The 18,618-nt window shown below is 55.8% G+C and carries 16 protein-coding genes; 12 read left to right on the top strand and 4 right to left on the bottom strand.

The features are described from left to right. Nucleotides 1-5 precede the first annotated feature (5 nt). From BXP70_RS07025 to BXP70_RS07005, 5 genes are all read left to right on the top strand, one after another. Nucleotides 6-4,112, top strand: a complete 4,107-nt coding sequence (locus BXP70_RS07025) for a T9SS type A sorting domain-containing protein (protein ID WP_218779753.1) — start codon at nucleotides 6-8, stop codon at nucleotides 4,110-4,112. A gap of 266 nt (nucleotides 4,113-4,378) precedes the next feature. Next, a complete protein-coding gene (locus tag BXP70_RS07020) occupies nucleotides 4,379-5,254 on the top strand; it encodes an aldo/keto reductase (RefSeq protein WP_086593330.1) in 876 nt (291 codons plus the stop codon). A gap of 274 nt (nucleotides 5,255-5,528) precedes the next feature. Further along, the gene (locus BXP70_RS07015) at nucleotides 5,529-6,635 is read left to right on the top strand and encodes an OmpA family protein (protein WP_086593329.1); all 1,107 of its coding nucleotides are present in this window, start codon (nucleotides 5,529-5,531) and stop codon (nucleotides 6,633-6,635) included. A gap of 87 nt (nucleotides 6,636-6,722) precedes the next feature. Then, nucleotides 6,723-7,169, top strand: a complete 447-nt coding sequence (locus BXP70_RS07010; RefSeq protein ID WP_086593328.1) for a DinB family protein — start codon at nucleotides 6,723-6,725, stop codon at nucleotides 7,167-7,169. 118 nt (nucleotides 7,170-7,287) lie between these two features. Then, nucleotides 7,288-7,851, top strand: a complete 564-nt coding sequence (locus BXP70_RS07005) for an NADAR family protein (protein WP_086593769.1) — start codon at nucleotides 7,288-7,290, stop codon at nucleotides 7,849-7,851. Nucleotides 7,852-7,871: 20 nt separating this feature from the next. Here BXP70_RS07005 and BXP70_RS07000 read toward each other — a convergent pair whose 3' ends face one another. Both BXP70_RS07000 and BXP70_RS06995 read right to left on the bottom strand, forming a co-directional pair. Continuing rightward, nucleotides 7,872-8,663, bottom strand: coding sequence for a helix-turn-helix domain-containing protein (locus tag BXP70_RS07000; protein ID WP_179197614.1), 792 nt, complete (start codon nucleotides 8,661-8,663; stop codon nucleotides 7,872-7,874). 180 nt (nucleotides 8,664-8,843) lie between these two features. After that, complete coding sequence (locus BXP70_RS06995; RefSeq protein WP_086593326.1) at nucleotides 8,844-9,734, bottom strand: oxidoreductase; 891 nt, start codon at nucleotides 9,732-9,734, stop codon at nucleotides 8,844-8,846. 274 nt (nucleotides 9,735-10,008) lie between these two features. On the opposite strand from BXP70_RS06995, the gene BXP70_RS06990 reads away from it, so the two are divergent. Both BXP70_RS06990 and BXP70_RS06985 read left to right on the top strand, forming a co-directional pair. Beyond that, a complete protein-coding gene (locus tag BXP70_RS06990; RefSeq protein ID WP_086593325.1) occupies nucleotides 10,009-10,824 on the top strand; it encodes a polysaccharide deacetylase family protein in 816 nt (271 codons plus the stop codon). A gap of 169 nt (nucleotides 10,825-10,993) precedes the next feature. Next, nucleotides 10,994-11,479, top strand: coding sequence for a hypothetical protein (locus tag BXP70_RS06985; RefSeq protein ID WP_086593324.1), 486 nt, complete (start codon nucleotides 10,994-10,996; stop codon nucleotides 11,477-11,479). Nucleotides 11,480-11,585: 106 nt separating this feature from the next. On the opposite strand, the gene BXP70_RS06980 is transcribed toward BXP70_RS06985, so the two are convergent. Beyond that, entirely contained in the window at nucleotides 11,586-11,852 is a 267-nt protein-coding gene (locus BXP70_RS06980; protein WP_086593323.1) for a hypothetical protein, read from the bottom strand. 401 nt (nucleotides 11,853-12,253) lie between these two features. Here BXP70_RS06980 and BXP70_RS30785 point away from each other — a divergent pair, with 401 nt between their 5' ends. The 4 genes from BXP70_RS30785 (at nucleotide 12,254) to BXP70_RS06965 (ending at nucleotide 15,892) form a co-directional block, all read left to right on the top strand. After that, nucleotides 12,254-12,385, top strand: coding sequence for a hypothetical protein (locus tag BXP70_RS30785; RefSeq protein WP_262490750.1), 132 nt, complete (start codon nucleotides 12,254-12,256; stop codon nucleotides 12,383-12,385). Between the two features lie 215 nt (nucleotides 12,386-12,600). After that, complete coding sequence (locus BXP70_RS06975) at nucleotides 12,601-13,224, top strand: FKBP-type peptidyl-prolyl cis-trans isomerase (protein ID WP_086593322.1); 624 nt, start codon at nucleotides 12,601-12,603, stop codon at nucleotides 13,222-13,224. Between the two features lie 117 nt (nucleotides 13,225-13,341). Next, nucleotides 13,342-13,866, top strand: coding sequence for a hypothetical protein (locus tag BXP70_RS06970; protein WP_143436397.1), 525 nt, complete (start codon nucleotides 13,342-13,344; stop codon nucleotides 13,864-13,866). 76 nt (nucleotides 13,867-13,942) lie between these two features. Then, the gene (locus BXP70_RS06965; protein WP_086593320.1) at nucleotides 13,943-15,892 is read left to right on the top strand and encodes a KUP/HAK/KT family potassium transporter; all 1,950 of its coding nucleotides are present in this window, start codon (nucleotides 13,943-13,945) and stop codon (nucleotides 15,890-15,892) included. An 89-nt stretch (nucleotides 15,893-15,981) separates the two neighbouring features. On the opposite strand, the gene BXP70_RS06960 is transcribed toward BXP70_RS06965, so the two are convergent. Beyond that, nucleotides 15,982-17,820 carry a M61 family metallopeptidase gene (locus tag BXP70_RS06960; protein ID WP_245849548.1) on the bottom strand — a complete coding sequence of 613 codons (1,839 nt, stop codon included), beginning with the start codon at nucleotides 17,818-17,820 and terminating at the stop codon, nucleotides 15,982-15,984. A gap of 217 nt (nucleotides 17,821-18,037) precedes the next feature. Between BXP70_RS06960 and BXP70_RS06955 the strand changes: the two genes are divergently transcribed. Next, nucleotides 18,038-18,598, top strand: coding sequence for a C40 family peptidase (locus BXP70_RS06955; protein WP_086593319.1), 561 nt, complete (start codon nucleotides 18,038-18,040; stop codon nucleotides 18,596-18,598). The last annotated feature ends 20 nt before the right edge of the window (nucleotides 18,599-18,618 follow it).

The raw sequence follows: 18,618 nt of genomic DNA, 5'->3' as shown, positions 1-18,618 counted from the left end.
TAGGTTTGTACACTTTGCTATCGGTACCTGCCTTTGCTCAGTTTCCCCGCGTTGAGTCGTTTAAAAATAACTCGGCATCTGGCTTCACGCTTGGCGGCACCGCCGTACTAACGGGTAATGGCACGACTGATGCTGGCGGTGCGGGGTACCTCCGCTTGACCAGCAACGCCAACAACCAAGCTGGTTTTGCCGTTGATGACAATGCCTTTCCAGCTCCGCAAGGTTTTCGGATTTCGTTCGAGTTTTTTTCGTACGGCACAACGACGACAACAGGAGCTGATGGATTTAGCGTATTTCTGATTGATGGTTCAACAACTACTTTTCGCATAGGAGCGACCGGTGGTTCTTTGGGGTACGCGCAAAAAACAGTTACTCCTGCTGCGGCAGGGGTATCCAATGGCTACATCGGTATTGGCATTGACGAGTTTGGTAACTTCTCTAACTCAACGGAAGGCCGCAATGGGGGGCCTGGTCAAATATCAAATTCTGTTGCTATTCGAGGAGCAGGCAATGGTTCTAGTACAACTGATTACCCTTACTTAACCGGTACGAGCACCAGCCTGCCATTTAACCTCGCGGTAAGTACTGTCCGCGCCCAGAGTGGCAATGCCGACTATCGACGTGCCTTTATCGACGTAACTCCCGTTAATACCAACGGTGTTATCACCTACCGTATAACAGTCCGCATCCAGCACGGCAGCGTTGTTACTACGGCAGTAAATAGTTATACAGTTCAAAGCCCCCCTAGTACATTGCGCATTGGCTTTGCTGGTTCTACGGGTAGCTTCAACAACTATCACGAGATTCGCAACCTGTCTATTGTGCAGGTTCCTTACGCCAACGAAGACCGGTTTGGCACCGTTTATAACCAAGCAGGTTTCTTCAACGTCCTCACCAACGATGCGGCCCCTGGTAGCAGCCTGGATGTTGCTTCCGTTGATTTAGACCCGAACACGGCTGGTCAGCAGAAAAGTTATACCGTTGCCGATAAGGGAACCTTTACGGTGGATGACCAAGGGGTGGTCACGTTCAATCCAGTGGGTACGTTTGCCGGCATCGTAACGATTCCGTACACAGTGAAGAACATTCTGGGTGATGAATCATTACCAGCCAATATCACGGTAGTGGTAGCTGGTTCTGATATTGCCACTAGCGTGAGTGGTCCAACCTCCACAAACCCAGGCACGCGTGTTACTTATACCGTAGGCACCACCAACCTCGGCACGGAAATGGGGGTCAACGTAGTTCCTACGTTCACCATCCCGAAGGGCCTGGACCCAAATAATGTTACCATCAACGGCGCAGCGGCGGGTTCGGCCTACAACAGCACTACCGGCGTAGTATCACTGCCAACTATTGCTTCGCTAGCTAGTGGCGCTTCTGGGGATAACAATACGGTTACGTTCACGGCGCCTACTATTGGCTCTTACCCGTTAGTCACTAACTACACGGCCTCCTCTGCTGACCCGGTAGCCAGCAACAACTCCGCGCAACTCACACTGATGGTGAGCGGCTTAAGCTCTGTGTCTACCATCTGCGGGACACCGGGTAAAGACGGGGTGGGCACTCTGTCTGGCGGCACCGCTGGCCCTAACACGTACTATCCTGGCAGCAGCGCAGGCTCCTCGGGCTCGGCAAGCACCATTACGTTTGGTGCCATCCGCACTGGAACGGGCACTAGCGCTACCGCATTTAGTGCCGGCGACTTGATACTGGTTATGCAGATGCAAGGGGCCACGATGGACGTGACGACTAATGCGGGCACATATGGCAGCACGACTGACGTAAAAGCTGGGCAATATGAATATGCCCAGGTAGCTAGTGTATCAGGCAATACCATTACGCTTACCCGGGCGCTGAGCAATACGTACACTAACAACGCTAGCGCTAGTCAATACTTCCAAGTAGTACGCATACCGCAATACTCTAGCCTCACGCTTTCGGGCACTACAACTGGTGCCGCCTGGAATGGCACGACGGGTGGTATATTGGCAGTAGACGTAGCTGGCGTAGTTACACTTTCCAACAACGCCATCCTCGATATGAACGGCAAAGGCTACCGCGGAGGAGGAGGCCAGAGTTACACAGGTGGCACAGGTCGCACTAATACGGATGTACGCTCCACGCCTAGCATAGCCCACGGCTTAAAGGGCGAAGGCCTAGCGGGTACGCCTGATTTCGTGTACGACGGTTCGGCTGTTGCGGCTACTTCCAGATCTTACCCCAGCGGCAGCACTGCCCTAGGAGCTCCTGCCAACGGCGGCGGCGGCGGCACAGATTACCTTCCAACCGCTAACAACGGCAATGCCGGCGGCGGCGGCGGCGGCAACGCAGGAGCAGGTGGCACAGGCGGCTATGGCTACAACAATACGACTGCCCCTGTGACTAATCAGGTTCGGGCACAAGGCGCCAAAGCGTCTGGGGGCACAACAACCCAGTTCTTCATGGGCGGCGGCGGCGGTGCTGGCTCCACCAACGACGGAACGGCAGTAGCCCCCAACGCCAGCGGAGCTCCAGGCGGTGGCATTATCCTGCTGCGCTCCGGTAATATCGTCCGTCAGAGCGGCAACACGACGGCTACGCTGACCTTGACTGCTAACGGCGACGACGCACCATTGGCAAACAGTGCGCCTTCTGGTGAAATGCTTGACCGCTTCGGCGGCGGCGGCGGTGGGGGTGGCGGCACAGTCGCTGTTATTGCGACCTTACCGAATGGCTCGGCAGCAACTCTATCATCATTGGTGATTGCTAGCGCGGTAGGAGGCATAGGCAGTAACTCAGGATATTTTGCCCCCTCAAACACCGAGACTCGTGGTTTTGGACCCGGCGGCGGCGGCGGCGGCGGATTCATTTTCTCCAGTGCAGCACTTAATAGCAGTATTGTGACGGCTGGCGCGGGCGGTATCACCCGTTCAGGCACAGGCACTAGCTCTAGTACAACCAACGTCAGCTTTGGTGCCGCGGCGGGCAGCATCGGTGCAACAGCAAACAATACTACCCAAGCTAACACTAACATCGTTGGCGGCGCGGGTGCCTGCGCACCGGCTCTGACGGCAGCCCTGAGCACTTCTACACCAAACGTGACGCGCTCTAGCAATGGTGTTAACCCAGCTATGTACACGTTGAACATTTCGAACACGGGTGGTGCGGTGCAAGGCTTGTCTACGACGGTAGCCATGCCTGCGGGCTTGTTCTTCTACGACAATGTCAACTCCACAACGGTCGTGACGCTGGTGAACGCTGACGGCACCAGCTCTACTGTTAGCCCTAGCTCGTACGGCATTAATACCTCAACGGCTAATGCGCCTCAGTTCTCGGGCCTGAATCTACCAGCGGGCGCTTCCTTACGCATCTCTTTCCGGGCGGCTATTGCTTCGGCGGCCGTTACTGGCACCGCTTACCAAGCGGGTGCTACCGTTTCGTATATCGACCCGACTCGTACAACGGCTAACGCCACGACCACTCCGGGCAGTGCCATGGGCGACGGCAGCACGGCTCCTGGCCGCAACTACCTTAGCGCCAGCAGCACGGCAGAAGACGTAACCATTGTGCGTCCACTACCCGTATCGTTGGTGCGCTTCAGCGCCGCCGCGAAGGAGGCTGATGCCGTGCTGAGCTGGACAACGGCGCAAGAAAAGGACAACGCCCGCTTCGAGGTAGAACGCTCTGCAGATGGCATTATCTTTCAAGTAATTGGTACTCGCGCCGGTCAAGGCACAGTTAGCACCTCTACCTCGTATCAATATACTGACCTAGGAGCAGCACGCCTAGGGAACGTGGTGTACTATCGCTTGCGGCAAATAGACCTGGATGGTACCTCCGCCTGGAGCCCCGTGCAGGCCGTGCGTTTCCATGGTGCTCAGCCAAGCCGCGCAGACCTAGCGTTGTTCCCGAACCCAACCGAGAGCACCACGACGCTGGATCTGACCTTGCTGCCTACTAGCACATATCAGGTAACCTTGACCGACTTAGTAGGCCGCAGCTTGCAGCACTACCAGTTAGAGGGCGGCCAGTTGCATACGCTGAACACCCAGATTCTGCCCGCAGGCGCTTACCTAGTAGAGGTGCGCAATGCCTCCGTAAAACTGGTGCAAAAGCTGGTGAAGCAGTAACGCTGACCCAACATTTGGGCACCTAAGTCCCCCTAGCGGCTAGTGGCTTGAAGTAGCCCCGTGTCGCTCACCAACCAGCCCGTGCCGCAGTGTGGCACGGGCTGGTTGCGTTTAGTAGATAGTCACCGATGCTTTCAGACGGTGCCCTCCGGCTCAATGCGCGCAGACAGATGCCCGCAGCGTCTTATTTCATCACTGAACAAAGCCAACCCTAAAGTGGTAGAGCATATAGTTTTGCGACATACCTAGCTACCATACACCTGCTCATGCCCTCTACCATCACCATCGCCCAGAACTCTAGCCATCCGCTAACCGTCAACCGCCTCGGCTACGGTACCATGCGCCTGACTGGCCCCGAAGTATGGGGCGAACCCGCCAACCGCTCCGAAGCCTTACAGATTCTGCGCACTGCCATAGAAAGCGGCGTAAACTTCATCGACACTGCCGACTATTACGGCGAAGACGTGACTAACCGCCTCATTCGAGAGGCGCTCTACCCCTACTCAGCCGACCTTGTTATCTGTACCAAAGTAGGCGCCACCCGCCGCCCCGACAAAAGCTGGGTTCCTTTCAACACACCTGAAAACTTGCGCACCAGCATCGACAATAACTTGCGCACCCTTGGGCAGGAGCAGATTCAACTGGTGCACCTGCGCCTCATGGGCTACGAGGGGGTATCGCTGGAGGAGCAGCTAGGTGCCATGTTCGAAATGCAGCGCGAAGGCAAGATTCTGCACGTAGGCCTGAGCAACGTGACCCGCGCGGAGTTAGAGGTTGGCTTGAAGCTCGGTCCCATTGCTACGGTAGAAAATATGTACAGCTACGCGCAGCGCACCACCCTTACGCACGCCCACGGCCACAACCCCGGCGGAGAGGAAGTACTGGACCTCTGTGAGCAACACGGCATTGCGCTCATTCCTTTCTTTTCGCTGCTGCACGCCTTACCTAAACAGCTAGATAATATCACCGAGATAGCCCGCCGCCACAACGCTACACCCGCGCAAATCAACCTAGCTTGGCTCTTGCACCACTCGCCCTGGCTGCTGCCTATTCCCGGCACGTCGTCGCTGGCGCACTTGCGCGAAAACCTAGCCGCGGCCGATATTTGCCTGAGCGCCGAAGACATGACCTACCTAGGTTAGGGCGGGCCGCCAACAAGCTAAAAGACCGCTAGATTAGGCGGAAGAGAAGTTTATCTATTGTTAAATCTATTTAATTATCAATACAGTAGAGACGCTTCACTTCCGCTCAGCCTGAGGCTCTAACGCTGTTATCCCGCTCACGGCAGGTAGTATGGAAACAGAGCTAGTAGCCTTGAGCCCTAGTTAAGCAGGCCCGGCAAGACAATTTTTCTCGATAAAATTAGTTTTGCCAAATGATTTGCATGTTCAACCGCTGAAGCTGTTTTTGAGTAAGATGAAACCTAGCCACTGGCTTAGCTTGGTGTTTCTATTATTGGTGGGCTCCGTGAGAGCCCAATCGCTGGCGGGCATTTGGCAGGGCGTGGAAACGGATACTGACCAGCCGGGCGCCTCCTGGCCGTCGGTGATGCGGGTGCAGAGCGGCAAGGGCACCGGCTTATTCGGGGTGCTGTACCAGGAGGCCACGGGGCGGCCGGGCGTTACGGTCACGTTCCAAATACAGGCCACCCGTACGGCCCGCGGAATGCGCCTCGAACACGGACGCAAACTGGACGAAACCGGAGCTAATCCCTTCAGCTACTGGTGCGAAGGCATTATCATCTTCACCTACGACTCCACCCTAGAAAAGCTAACGGGCCGCGCGGAGTACGACCCCGTTGGCCGCTGTGACAAAGGTACGTATACGCTCTACCGCGTCAAGTTGAAATCGGCGGCTACCGTGCCGGCAGGCGCCGCCACCACGATCCGGGTTTCGGGCCGCGATGTGCGCTGGTACGCCGACGCGGAGCTGAAGCAGCCAGTGACCAGCGGCAACGAGTACCGCACCAAACTCAGTAAAACCACTACCTTTTACCTGACTCAGGGATACTACCCCACCCGCGAAGGAGCGGTGGTGCCTGTCACAGTGAAGGTTAGCGGCACCGTAGCGAAAGCAGAACCCAAGCCTACACCCGCCCCCGCAGTGGCCCCAACTCCGGTCGATACGGCCCGCGCCACCCTTACTCCTCCTGCCACCGATACAACTCGTTCGGCGCCCGCACCGATTCTGTCGGATAAGTCCGTGGTCTTGCCGACGGTGCTGTTCAAGCAAGGCACCCCAGAGTTGCTAACTGATGCTATGCCGGCCCTGACGCAGCTAGCGGCCGAACTCCGTACCCGCCCCACTCTGCGGCTGCAAGTGGCCGGCCACACCGACCGGATCGGGGAATCCAAGAAAAACCAAGCGCTATCGGAGCAGCGCGCCGAAGCGGTGAAAGCTTATCTGGTGCAAGCTGGTATTGCCGCCGAGCGCATCAGTACCATCGGCTACGGCGACTCACGCCCGCTCTATCCGTCGCCGGATGTTCGGAACCGTCGGGTGGAAGTGTCGGAAGTGCGGTAGGACGGCTTGCCGCAAACTGGTTAGCGCTAGCTCGGCCCCCGCTAGCCTTACCTATACGCTAGTTCTTATCACTCTTACTCCTACCCTATGCTCATCGAAACGCTTAGCACCTTATTCACCCGCGACCTGAACAAACTGAAGCAGGAAATCAGTCTCTATAAAACGGAGCCGGTAATTTGGCATTTCGAAAAGGATATAGCTAACTCAGCAGGCAATCTTTGCCTGCACCTGGTCGGGAACCTCAAGACGTATATTGGGGCGGAGCTAGGGCGGCATTCCTACGTCAGAAACAGAGAGCTGGAATTCTCTGCCAAGGATGTACCGAGAGCGGAACTGGTCCGCGGTGTTGAAGAGACCATCGTCGTGGTGAACGACGCGCTTGCCAACCTAACGGAAGACGACTTGAAGGCAGAATACCCCCTTCTGGTGCTCAACCAAAAAACGTCGACGGAATACTTCCTAATCCATCTAGTCGCTCACCTTTCCTACCACCTAGGTCAGATAAACTACCACCGACGACTGCTAGACGTGTAAAAGCGGTGCGGCTATCAGCACTCGTAGTTGGCGTGCTTTCAGGTGAGGTAACTAGCACCTAGCTTTGAGCAGCTTTCTATTGCTAGGCTCTTCTATCGACTTATCTAAAAATACGCTGATGACCTCACCCTATACCCTAGACCGGCTCATCGCTGATTACGCAAAGGGCATACGTCCAGAGTACCTTTTCTTCTGGGGGCACCAGCCAAGCAAAAGCGGCGTGCTCACTTCCTCCTGCTTTAGCCAATGGTGGAAATCCCCTTTTGTGGTTGATATGGTACACTACAAAACTGCGGAGCACTGGATGATGGCACAAAAAGCGCTTCTCTTTCACGATATAGCCGTTTTCAAGAAGGTAATAGAAGCCAAATCGCCGGGGGAGGCAAAGGCCCTAGGTCGACAAGTACAGAACTTTGACGAGGCTCTTTGGCTGGAAAAGCGGTTTGAGATTGTAGTAGCCGGCTGCTTGCACAAGTTCGGCCAAGCCAGTGATCTACAAGAATTTCTTTTGAATACGAAGAATCAAGTATTGGTAGAGGCTAGCCCCGTTGATAAAATATGGGGTATCGGCCTCGCCGCTGACGATGAAAAAGTCGAAAACCCAATGCGCTGGAACGGCTTGAACTTGCTAGGCTTCGCGCTGATGGAAGCCAGAGACAGACTGACAGAAAGCGGAAGCTAACCTACTACTAGGGTTTGCGTTCAAATCCGGGAAGGCGCCACTCCGTACATCTTCTTGAAGGCGAAGGAGAAGTGCGACAAATCTTCAAATCCGACTTCCAAGTATGCCTCGGAGGGTGCTTTGCCTTTTTCTTTAATCAGGTAATGCGCCTCTTGCAACCGGCGCTGCTGGAGCCAGCGGCTAGGCGGTAAGTGAAAGATCTTTTCAAAATCCCGCTTGAAGGTAGCTAGGCTCCGTCCCGTGAGATAGGCAAACCGCCGCAGCTGCACGTTGAAGTGGAAGTTTCGGTTCATGAAAGCTTCCAGGTCGAGCTTACCGGGCTCGGCAAAATCAAATAGCACGTCCTTCAGCTCCGGGTTTGACTTGAGCAGCAGCATAATCGCCTCGTGCACCTTGAGCGCCAGCAAGGCTTCGTTGCCGGGTTCTGCTAGCTGCTCATAGGGCTGCAACGAGTCGAAGTAACTCTTATAGAATGGGGTAAGCGGCAGCTCTACAATGGCCGCGCCGGCGGGATGCTTCTCGGCGTGATAGCCATACTCGAGGCTGAACCGGCGCAGCGCTTCTTGGTCGAGCGTGACGGATACTGACTTAAACTGGCCCTGCGCTGGCAACTGCTTGCTGAACTTCACCAGCCGGTTGCGCTTGTGGAGCCGCAACGACCCTTCGCCGAAAGTCTGCGCGTTGTCGCCGTCGTTGGTCACGATTGCGCCGGCGAGCTGGTAGCTAAGGATGTGCTCGGACACAAACTGCTCCCCTTCCCGACTCGCAGCGAAGTAGCAGGAATACAGGATTTGTGGCCGCGGTTGTATCATGAGCTTAGGCATATAGATTCGTACTGACGGTTACAATGTAGACACGCTTAGCCTCAACGAGGCGCCATCGTTGGTAGAAAAAAGTGTGTACGAACGACCTAGCCCCCGCAGGAGCTAGGTCCCTCGATTTATCACGTTCGTTTAGCAAGAGAGCTGCGGCCCTCTGCAGCGCGGCTGATGCTACTTTCCAAAAGCGTTACCGCTTCTGTAAGACTTCCCTATCTCCGTCTCCAGGAAGTTCTCCGCGTCATCTGCATCGGTGCTCACGCTAATGGGCAGCCACCGCTCTAGCTCGGCTTTGCGGTCGGCGTCGGCTTGCTGCAGGAAGGCCACGGCTTCGCTGCCCAGCACCAAATGCACGGGCGGGGCGGGGTGCTCGACTAGATCAATCAGCACGGCGGCGGCTTTGTGGGGGTCGCCCATTGGTACAAACTTGCCGCTGGCGAAGTACTCGGCGCGGTGGTTGACGATGTCGTAGCCTTCTATGGCCGGCGCGTAGCTCATGGAAGCACCAGCCCAATCGGTGCGGAAGCCACCTGGCTCTACCGACGTGACGTGAATGCCGAGGGGCGCCACTTCTTTGGCCACAGCTTCGGTGAAGCCACTCAAGCCAAACTTAGCAGCCTGATAAATAGAAATCCCGGCGTTGCCAATTCGCCCACCAATGGAGCTAATCTGCAGGATACGTCCCGCGCGTTGCTGGCGCAAGTACGGCAACACGGCGCGCGTCACGGCAATAGGGGCATACAGGTTGGTTTCGAGCTGGCTGCGTACTTGTTCCTCCGTGTAGGCTTCGGCGGCGCCGGTAATTCCGAAACCAGCGTTATTCACGACCACATCAAGGCGGCCAAAGTGCGCCACGGCTTCGGCTACCACTTGCTGTATCTGCGCAGCATTGGTGACATCTAGGGCCAAAGGCAGAATCTGGCTGCCATATTGCGTGACGAGCGAAGCAAGCTGTTCGGGCTGGCGCGCAGTAGCCACAACCCGCCCCCCACGCGCCAGTACTGCTTCGGTTAGGGTGCGACCTAGGCCACGGGCGCTACCCGTAATAAACCATACGTTATCCATGTTTTTCGAGCATTAAGTTCAGAACAAAGGTCCGGCAGAAACGTGGGGGCTTCTTTGTTGTACGGCTCAGAGTTCGTTTGTTGATAAGCTCATTAAGCAGAGTACCTAGGTCCTCGCGCTAGCATTGTTAGTGGCCTTACTGGGGTCAGCGGCAATATTCGTCTCGGCCAGCCTGTCCCATACCCAACCTAGGCAATCAGGCACTACCTTGTGCCACGCTTGTACCAATCAGGCCTGAGCGCTACTCTACCATTTACTAGCCAGCCCCCATCTTGTGAATCCCACCAAGCTCCTCACCCTAACCGCTACATTGCTGCTCGCGGGCCAAGCACCTAGCTTTGCCCAAACCTCTAGCACTTGGAACAACAGACAGTGCGCTGTGGTGCTGACCTACGACGACGCCATCGACGTCGACCTTGACAATGCTATACCAGCACTCGACTCTGTGCGGCTCCGGGGCACGTTTTACTTGATCGGCTCCTCGCCGGTGGTGACCAAGCGGCTGCCAGCGTGGCGCCAGGCAGCCCAGCGCGGGCACGAGCTAGGTAACCACGCCCTGATGCACCCCTGCGACGGGACCCTCCCCGGCCGCGGCTTCGTCACACCCGACAATGATCTGAGCAAGTACACCGTGAGCCGGGCAGTGAGTGAGGCGAGGGTAAATAATACCTTACTTAAGGCCATTGATGGCAAAACTGCCCGCACCTTCGCCTATCCGTGCGGCGACCTAACCATCGGCGGCGTTAAGTTCTACGACCAGCTCAAAAACGACTTTGTGGCGGCGCGCGGTGTAACCGGCGGCTTGCAAAAGCCCGCCGAAGTCGACCTTACTAACATCGACAGCTACATGATCAACGGGCAATCGGGGGAGTACCTGATCGACCTCGTCAAGAAAGCCCAACAGTCACACACGTTGCTGGTGTTTTTGTTTCACGGCGTGGGTGGCGGCCACAGCCTGAACGTGGACCTGAAAGCCCACCGTGCGCTGTTGCGCTACCTAAAGGCACACGAAAAAGACATTTGGGTGGCTCCTATGGTGGAGGTAGCCGAAAAGATCAAGGCCTACCAACAAGGTTCGACTTCAAAATAGGCCTGCGGAACGGAAGGTAGTCGCTACGGAGCTTTCGTCTCTGGCGTGAATTTAGCCTTATACAGGTTGTGCTATATTCTGGTAAAAGCTTCTTGGTCAGGCCGAGGATAGATATACCTGTCTTATTAGCTACAAGCTAGCTCAAATCCCTCCTTCCGTATCACCTTCTATGAATCGTCCGCTACCTCTATCAACAACAAAGATCCTGTTTTGGGCGCTTGCCCTCGCCTTGCCGCTACAAGGCTGCAATGCTTTATTTGGCAAAGAAGTATCGCGCTTGCCCGTGAACGTCGTGAGCACAGCGGGCCACGAAGTAGTTCGGGAAGCCACGCTGAAGCTGCAAAAGGACGACGAAGTTTCCCTGTGGTCGGAGATGGATATGGCCTACGACGGGGAGGCCCCGCTGCGGTTTCAACTACTTATTCTGAAGAATGGCGCTGCCTTTCAGGAGCTAGAAATCAACCCTACCGACAAACACATTACGGTAGGTGAGCTCAAAACATCCATCAACGGCAGAATCAACTGGAGCTTTTCGGGTAAAAACGGCGAAATCACGGTGCCTGAAAACGCCAACTACACCTTCAAAGCGCGGTTGGTGGCAGCCAATAACCCTACTTTACAAATCAAAAAAGCAGAGCTCGTGCTAAAGAAGTAACGCTGCCTTCCTTCAGTCATACATGCGCAAGGCCTGCAAGAGGTCGGATACGAGATCCGGCTTCTTGCAGGCCTTGCGCGCGAAAAGAAACGCCGGAAACAGCGACCTAGCCTTCCTTGCCGTTCGTCTGGTCACTGTCGCCGTAGTCGCCGCGAATGCCGCTGCCGTCACCCATATTTTCCTGGGTGCTTACGGTGCCTGTTTCGGGGTTGTCTTTGGCGCGCTCCGTGGAGTCGCGGTATTGCTGCGCGCCGTCGCCGGCACCGTCGGCCACGGTAGCATCGGCATTCTTGGCGCTTTCGTTGGTATTGTTAGCAGGCTCGATGCGGCCTTGTTCTTCGTCTTGCTCGGAGGGAGTGGAGGGCGTGTTCATGCGAAAGGAAGGTTAAAAGGTAGGACCGACTGGTTTGTTTTGGTTAGCAAACGCCGGCTAGTTTGGTGGAAGGATGGGAGGTTTTGCCATCTATACGGCGCTAGCTGCCCAGCGGTTAAAAACTTACGCTGACGCTTCCTTTTGCCTAGCAACACAACCTAGGTCCAGAAAGCTGCAAGCGCTGCTATCTTGCTACGGTATGACCTAGGTATCACTGGATACGATGATGCAGCAGAATTGCTAGAGAAAGTTACCACGCCGTTTTGCCAAACGTGAGCAGATACAGTTTGTTCTGCTAAAAGCCTAGCTCCTCAACCGCTTGCGGCTAGATAACACTCTTTTAATTTTCCGCTAGTATCTTTGCGCCAGCTCATTGTCTTCCCTCCTTACCTAGCTTGGTTATGAAAAAGAGTGCCGCCGTCCTTTCTTCGCTCCTACTGGTTGGGAGTTTGGTTTATTTGGCCGCGCAAGTGCTGGATTTGAGCCTGCTCTTTGACCTGCGCGATGAGGACGACGAAGTTCATTACGGCTAATGAGTGGCGCACACCGCTATCTAGTCCCCTTTTTTTACAGCAACGGGCTTCCCTTTTGATGGAGCCCGTTTTGTTTTTATAGCCGAAGAAAGAAGGTTTTGGAAATCGGGTGTTACTATTGCGGGCCGAAAAATGCACATCCATTCCAACGATTTTTCGGTATTGCCTGGTAGTAGCCGCCAACGAAGCGGCTCTTATTCCTTTTTCTTTTCCTTATGAACCTGAGCAGCCACCAAGAGCAAATCAGCTACATCATCGGGCGTGACCTCGCCCGTAACTTCTCGCAGCAAGGCCTAGAGCTTGACATCGACGTGCTAGCGGCGAGCCTAAAAGAGGCCTTGGCCGGTCAGCCGAGCCGCCTCACCCAGGAGCAAATGGAAGCAGCCATGCGCAAGCTCCAAGAACAATTTGAAGAAAACGAACCTCAAGAAGACACGAACGTGAGCAGCAACAACAAAGCCGAAGGCGAAGCCTTCCTCGCCGAAAATCAAAACAAGCCAGGCGTAACGACGCTACCCAGCGGCCTGCAGTACGAAGTCTTGACCGAAGGCACAGGCAAAAAGCCTACGCCCCGCTCGTCGGTCACGACGCACTACCACGGTACCCTGATCGACGGCAAGGTGTTCGACAGCAGCTACCAGCGCGGCCAGCCCGCTACCTTTGGCGTAAACCAAGTAATTGCTGGCTGGACAGAAGCCCTCCAGCTCATGCCTGAGGGTTCGAAGTGGCGCCTCTACATCCCCTCCGACCTAGCATACGGTAAGCGCGGTGCGGGCCGTGATATCGGTCCCGACTCGGCGCTCATCTTCGACGTGGAGTTATTGAAAGTGAATAACTGAATCGCCGATTCTGCCGCCTCGACCACTACGGTAACGACCCCACCTAACTGGGTTCGTACCACCACGGCCGAGGCGGCCCCTTCGGTAGCTAAGCCGGTGCTGGCACCTCCTATACCAGTGCTCCCTGCCCCAGCCGAAGCCTCTGCTCCGCCACCTAGCCCTGCCCCCCGACCCTTGCCTACGTTGCGCAGCGACGACGGCCGGGTGGTACTTACGGCCAGCAGCATAACCGTCAACGGCACCGCCTTTAGCTTTTTAGAGCTGGAAGCCGTTGAGCTCACGCCTGTGCGCTGGTTGCTATGGTACTTGTTGGGTAGCTTCACGCTGGCGGGCTTTGCCATTGCGTTCCTACAAAACTGGCTGCGGACGATGCCCGCCATGGTAGGTTTGGCTGCTGGAGCCTTGCTGTTAGCTTACGGCCGACGCGGTACAAACCGATTGCGGTTGCATCGTTTGGGCCGCGAGGCGACGCACTTTGCGTTGCCCGGAGAGCTGGCGCAGTGGCAAAAGCTAGCCGCCGAAGCTAATCGCCGCATCCGGCGCGCCCACGATGAAGCAGCCGCGGCAGCCGCTACTTTACTCCTCGACGACTCCACCCTTGGGCAGCCCGATTCTGGCACTTTTCCCACCTCAAATGTGTAAGACTGCGGAGTGTTCCGTCTAGGTCGATTGCTTCACCTTTAGGCACTTTTCCCCCTCTTTCTACTTTTACTCATTCATGGACGCCAAACACAAGCACACCGCTGTTTCAACCGCTGGTCTGCTCATTGCCCTCGGCATCATCTATGGCGATATTGGTACCTCGCCCCTGTATGTGATGTCGGCTATTTTGAAGGGCGCCAAGGTGCCCGATGTAATTGACCGTGACCTCGTACTAGGAGCCATCTCCTGTGTGCTCTGGACGTTGACGCTGCAAACGACAGTCAAGTATGTGTTGCTCACGCTCAACGCCGATAACAACGGCGAGGGTGGTATTTTTTCGCTGTACACCCTGGTGCGGCGGCGTGGGGCTTGGCTCTCGGCCGTGGCTATCATTGGCGGCTCGGCCCTACTAGCCGACGGCGTAATTACGCCGCCGATTTCAGTGTCGTCGGCCATTGAAGGACTACGCGCCATTTATCCGAATATCCCAACTGTCCCTATTGTCATTGGCATTATTGCGGGCTTGTTCTTGGTGCAAAGCTTTGGAACCCAGATCATCGGCAAGGCCTTCGGACCGATCATGTTCATCTGGTTTTCGATGCTTGGCACCCTGGGTGTGCTCTGGATAGCACAGAATCCGGTTATTCTCAAGGCGGCTAACCCCTACTATGCTTATGAGTTGCTAACGCAATATCCCAGCGGCTTTTGGTTGCTAGGTTCGGTGTTTTTGTGCACCACGGGGGCTGAGGCCTTGTACTCCGACCTAGGTCACTGCGGCAAGGGCAACATCCGCATCAGTTGGATGTTCGTCAAAACCACGCTCATTCTCAACTACTTCGGTCAGGGCGCTTGGCTGCTGAGCCACGTAAACGAGCCCTTAGCTGGTCGCAACCCATTCTATGCGCTCATGCCGTCTTGGTTTCTGCTCATCGGCATTATCATCGCCACGGTAGCTGCCATTATTGCCTCTCAGGCCCTGATCACTGGTTCCTTCACGCTTGTGGCCGAGGCTATCCGCCTGAATATGTGGCCGAAGGTGAAGCTCAACTATCCTACCGATGTGAAAGGGCAGCTTTACGTACCGAGCATGAACCGCCTGCTCCTATTGGGCTGCATTGGCATCGTACTTTACTTCCGGGAGTCGGCTAACATGGATGCGGCCTACGGGCTAGCCATCACCCTCACCATGCTCATGACCACGATCTTGCTGACGGTGTGGCTGCGCGCCAGACGCGTACCGCTCCCCATAGTCGTGTTGTTTGCCCTTACTTATGCCGTTATCGAGGGCTCCTTCTTGGTGGCGAACTTGGTTAAGTTCCCACACGGCGGTTGGGTGTCGCTAGCTATTGGTACCGTGCTAGTTGGGGTGATGTATACGTGGCTGCGGGCGTACTTCATCAAGAAGCGCCTCACGGAATTCGTCAAGATCGAGCCTTATATGGAGGCGCTCAAGCAACTCAGCGACGACGACTCCATTCCGAAGTATTCTACCCACCTCGTCTTCATGACTTCGGCCGAACGTGCTTCCGAGATTGAGTCGAAGATCATTTACTCTATTTTTCAGAAGCGCCCAAAACGGGCTGACATCTATTGGTTTGTGCACGTCGATACCACCGACGAGCCCTACACGATGGAATACAAAGTGGTAGAGCTAGCTCCCGACGATGCCTTCCGAATCACGTTCCGCCTCGGTTTCCGCGTGGAGCAGCGCATCAATCTGTACTTCCGCAAGGTGGTAGAAGACTTGGTGCGCAACAAGGAAGTGGACATCACCTCGCGCTACGAATCGCTCAGCCGCCAGCACGTTACCGGCGACTTCCGCTTCGTAGTGCTAGAGAAGTTTTTGTCGGTTGAGAATGAATTCCCCGTTGTCGAGAAGCTTGTCATGCAGGCTTACTTCTACATCAAGCAGTTCATTGCTTCCGAAGACAAGTACTTTGGTCTAGATACTAGCTCTGTAAAAGTGGAGAAAGTACCCCTGGTAATTACGCCGGTGCGCGACGTTGCCCTGAAGCGGGTTTCATAACATCTAGCTGCTTGCACCTAGGTTGACTAACAACCCACAAAAAAGCCTCGCCCATAGTGGGTGAGGCTTTTTTGTGGGTTGTTAGTCGGTTATTGCTGAAACTTAAGCCATTTACGCAGAATGTTTAGCTGGGCTTCGGTGGGATTAGGTGCTTGCTCGATGCGGTAGCGTTTAGCAGGGTTAGCGAGCAGCGGAAACCGCAGCTCCGTCGGTTGCCCTTCGCGGTTGACCAGCAAGCGTATTTCGCTTCCCACAGGGCGGTCGGCGAGCAGCTTGTTCACGTCTTCCGTGATGCGCACGCCGTCGAGCGTCAGGAGTTCATCATTTACGCTTAGGCCACCTTTCCAGGCGCTACCGTCGCGCACTACCCCGGTCACCACGTAACGGCCACCGCTGGGCGTACCAGCCGCGCTCAAGCTCACGCCCGTAGCTGCAACGCTAGCGCCGAGCGACACGCCCGTGGCTTGGGCCGTGTTCAGCGTGAGGCCAGCGTAACCTAGCACCGTATTGTAGTCTAAGGTTTGGGCGCCGTACACGCGAGTCCGGAAAAATTCATCGAAGCGCTGGCCTGCCACTTTGGCCACGGCATCCTGAAACTCTTCATCCGTGAAGCCGCGCTTACGCTTTTGGTAATACTCTGCGTAGAGGTAGCGCATCACGTCATCGAAGCGCTTCTCGCCTTTCGTAGCATTTAGCACCATCAAATCGAGCTGCCCAACGATAAGTTGCCCTTTGTCGTAGTAGCTCACGCCTGTATTGTCTGAGTTTTCGTTGGGGCGGTACTGCTTGATCCAGGCGTCGAAGCTCGATTCGGCGGCCGATTGCAGCTTGTTACCAGGCAAGTTCTCGACCCGCGTGATGGTGTTGCTCAGGGCTGCTAGGTAGTTTTCGGGCGTCGTGAAGCCAGCGCGTTGCACAATCTGGTCGCCGAAGTAGCTGGTGCCCCCTTCGCTCAGCCACAGCATGTGCGTGTAGTTCTCGGCGTCGTAGTTGAATGGACCTAGGACGATGGGCCGAATGCGCTTCACGTTCCAGAGGTGAAAGTATTCGTGCCCTACCAACCCGAGGAAGCGCTTCATGCCGGCTTCAGAGCTATACGAGTTGCGCGACACCGACAGGGTCGTGGAGTACAAGTGCTCCAGGCCACCAGTGCCCCGCTCCAAGTTGTGCACGATGAATACGTAACGATCGAGGGGATTTTGACCGACTACCTTGTGGGCTTCCTCGCACACCCGCTTCATGTTGTTGAGCAGCGTGGCCTCATCGTACACGGCGTTGCCGTACATAGCGACCGTATGCGGCGTGCCATTGGCCACAAACGACAGCACCTTGTGGGTCCCGATTTCAATGGGCGAGTCGGCTAATTCGTCGTAGTTGGTGGAAGCAAACGTGAAGGCCGCGCCACCAGCAACCGGCTTCAGGCTAGTGGATACTTGCGTCCAACCTGTGGCGGGCTGTACCACGAGGGTGCTAGGCAGCATTTTTTCCTCGGCCGGATACATGAACACGCTCGTGCCGTTCAGGTAGCCGTGCGAGGCATCAACGAAGCTGGTTCGCACGCTCAGCTCAAACGCGTACACTTTGTAGCGCACCGTGAAGCTCTTGGCCTTGGGGTGGTACACGCGCCACGTGTTCTTGTCAACTTTGTCGGTGCGAAGCGCTTGGCCGCTGGCTTGGGCCGTGAACCCTTCGACGTTCTTGGCAAACTCACGCACCAAGTAAGAACCCGGCGCCCACACGGGCATTTTCACATCGGTGTACGGTTTGCCAAAACCGCCGAAGGCCATTTCAACTTCAAAATAGTGCGTTTGGGGCGCTGGCATGGATAAGGTGTAGCGCAACGTAGGCGCTGCCAGCGCGAGGCTAGCGTGGCTTAACACTAACACCAGGGCCGCAAACAGCAGCAGGCGTAAACGAGAAAGGGGCATGAAAAAATAAATTGGTGATTTACGGAGTTGATTCACGAAGCTAGGCTCCTTCTTTCGACCCGGAAAAAGCATAGAGGTTGCAAGGTAAGACTTCGTTTAGCGCACTTTTCACCCGTAGCACGCTTTTCGTTTCGTTCTCCGCCCGGAACCCGGTACCGAGCTCAACCGTTAAGGCAAGCACCACACCCCATTCCCTGTTTGCTGCTAATTTCGCTGTATGCGCTACGTTTGGATCACCTTTATGAGCCTAGCTCTCCTGTTGTTAGGGCTTATCGGTTGGCAACACCGGCAGCCCGACCATCAGCAGACCAGCTTGGCGCAAGCTAGCCAGCCGCTGCCCGCCCACATGGTAGCATACGTAATACCTCGCCCTAGCTCGCGCACTGATAGCATCATCTCGTTTGCGATGCGCCAGATGGGCTCACCGTACACTTATGCAGGCACCTCACCCGTCAGCGGCTTCGATTGCTCGGGCTTTGTAATGTACGTATACGGGCATTTTGGCATCGAAACGCCGCACTCGACGGCGCAGCTTATTCACGCGGGCCGGGCAGTGCCGCGCAGCCAAGCTCGCAAAGGCGACATCGTCGTGTTTACGGGCACGGCGGCTACTTCTACCACGCCTGGCCACGCGGGCATCGTCATTTCGGAGCCCGGTGAACCAATTCGGTTTGTGCATGCCTCCTCCGCCCGCCGCGACTCCGGCGTTAAGATCAGCGAAGTAAGCGGCACCGATTACGAGCGCCGCTTCCTGGGAGTGCGTAGAGTCATTGAGTAGCAAAGCAACAGCCGAAGACA

Source organism: Hymenobacter crusticola, from assembly GCF_002154225.1.
Taxonomy (GTDB): Bacteria; Bacteroidota; Bacteroidia; order Cytophagales; family Hymenobacteraceae; genus Hymenobacter; species Hymenobacter crusticola.
This window is presented reverse-complemented; position numbering and strand designations above follow the sequence as displayed.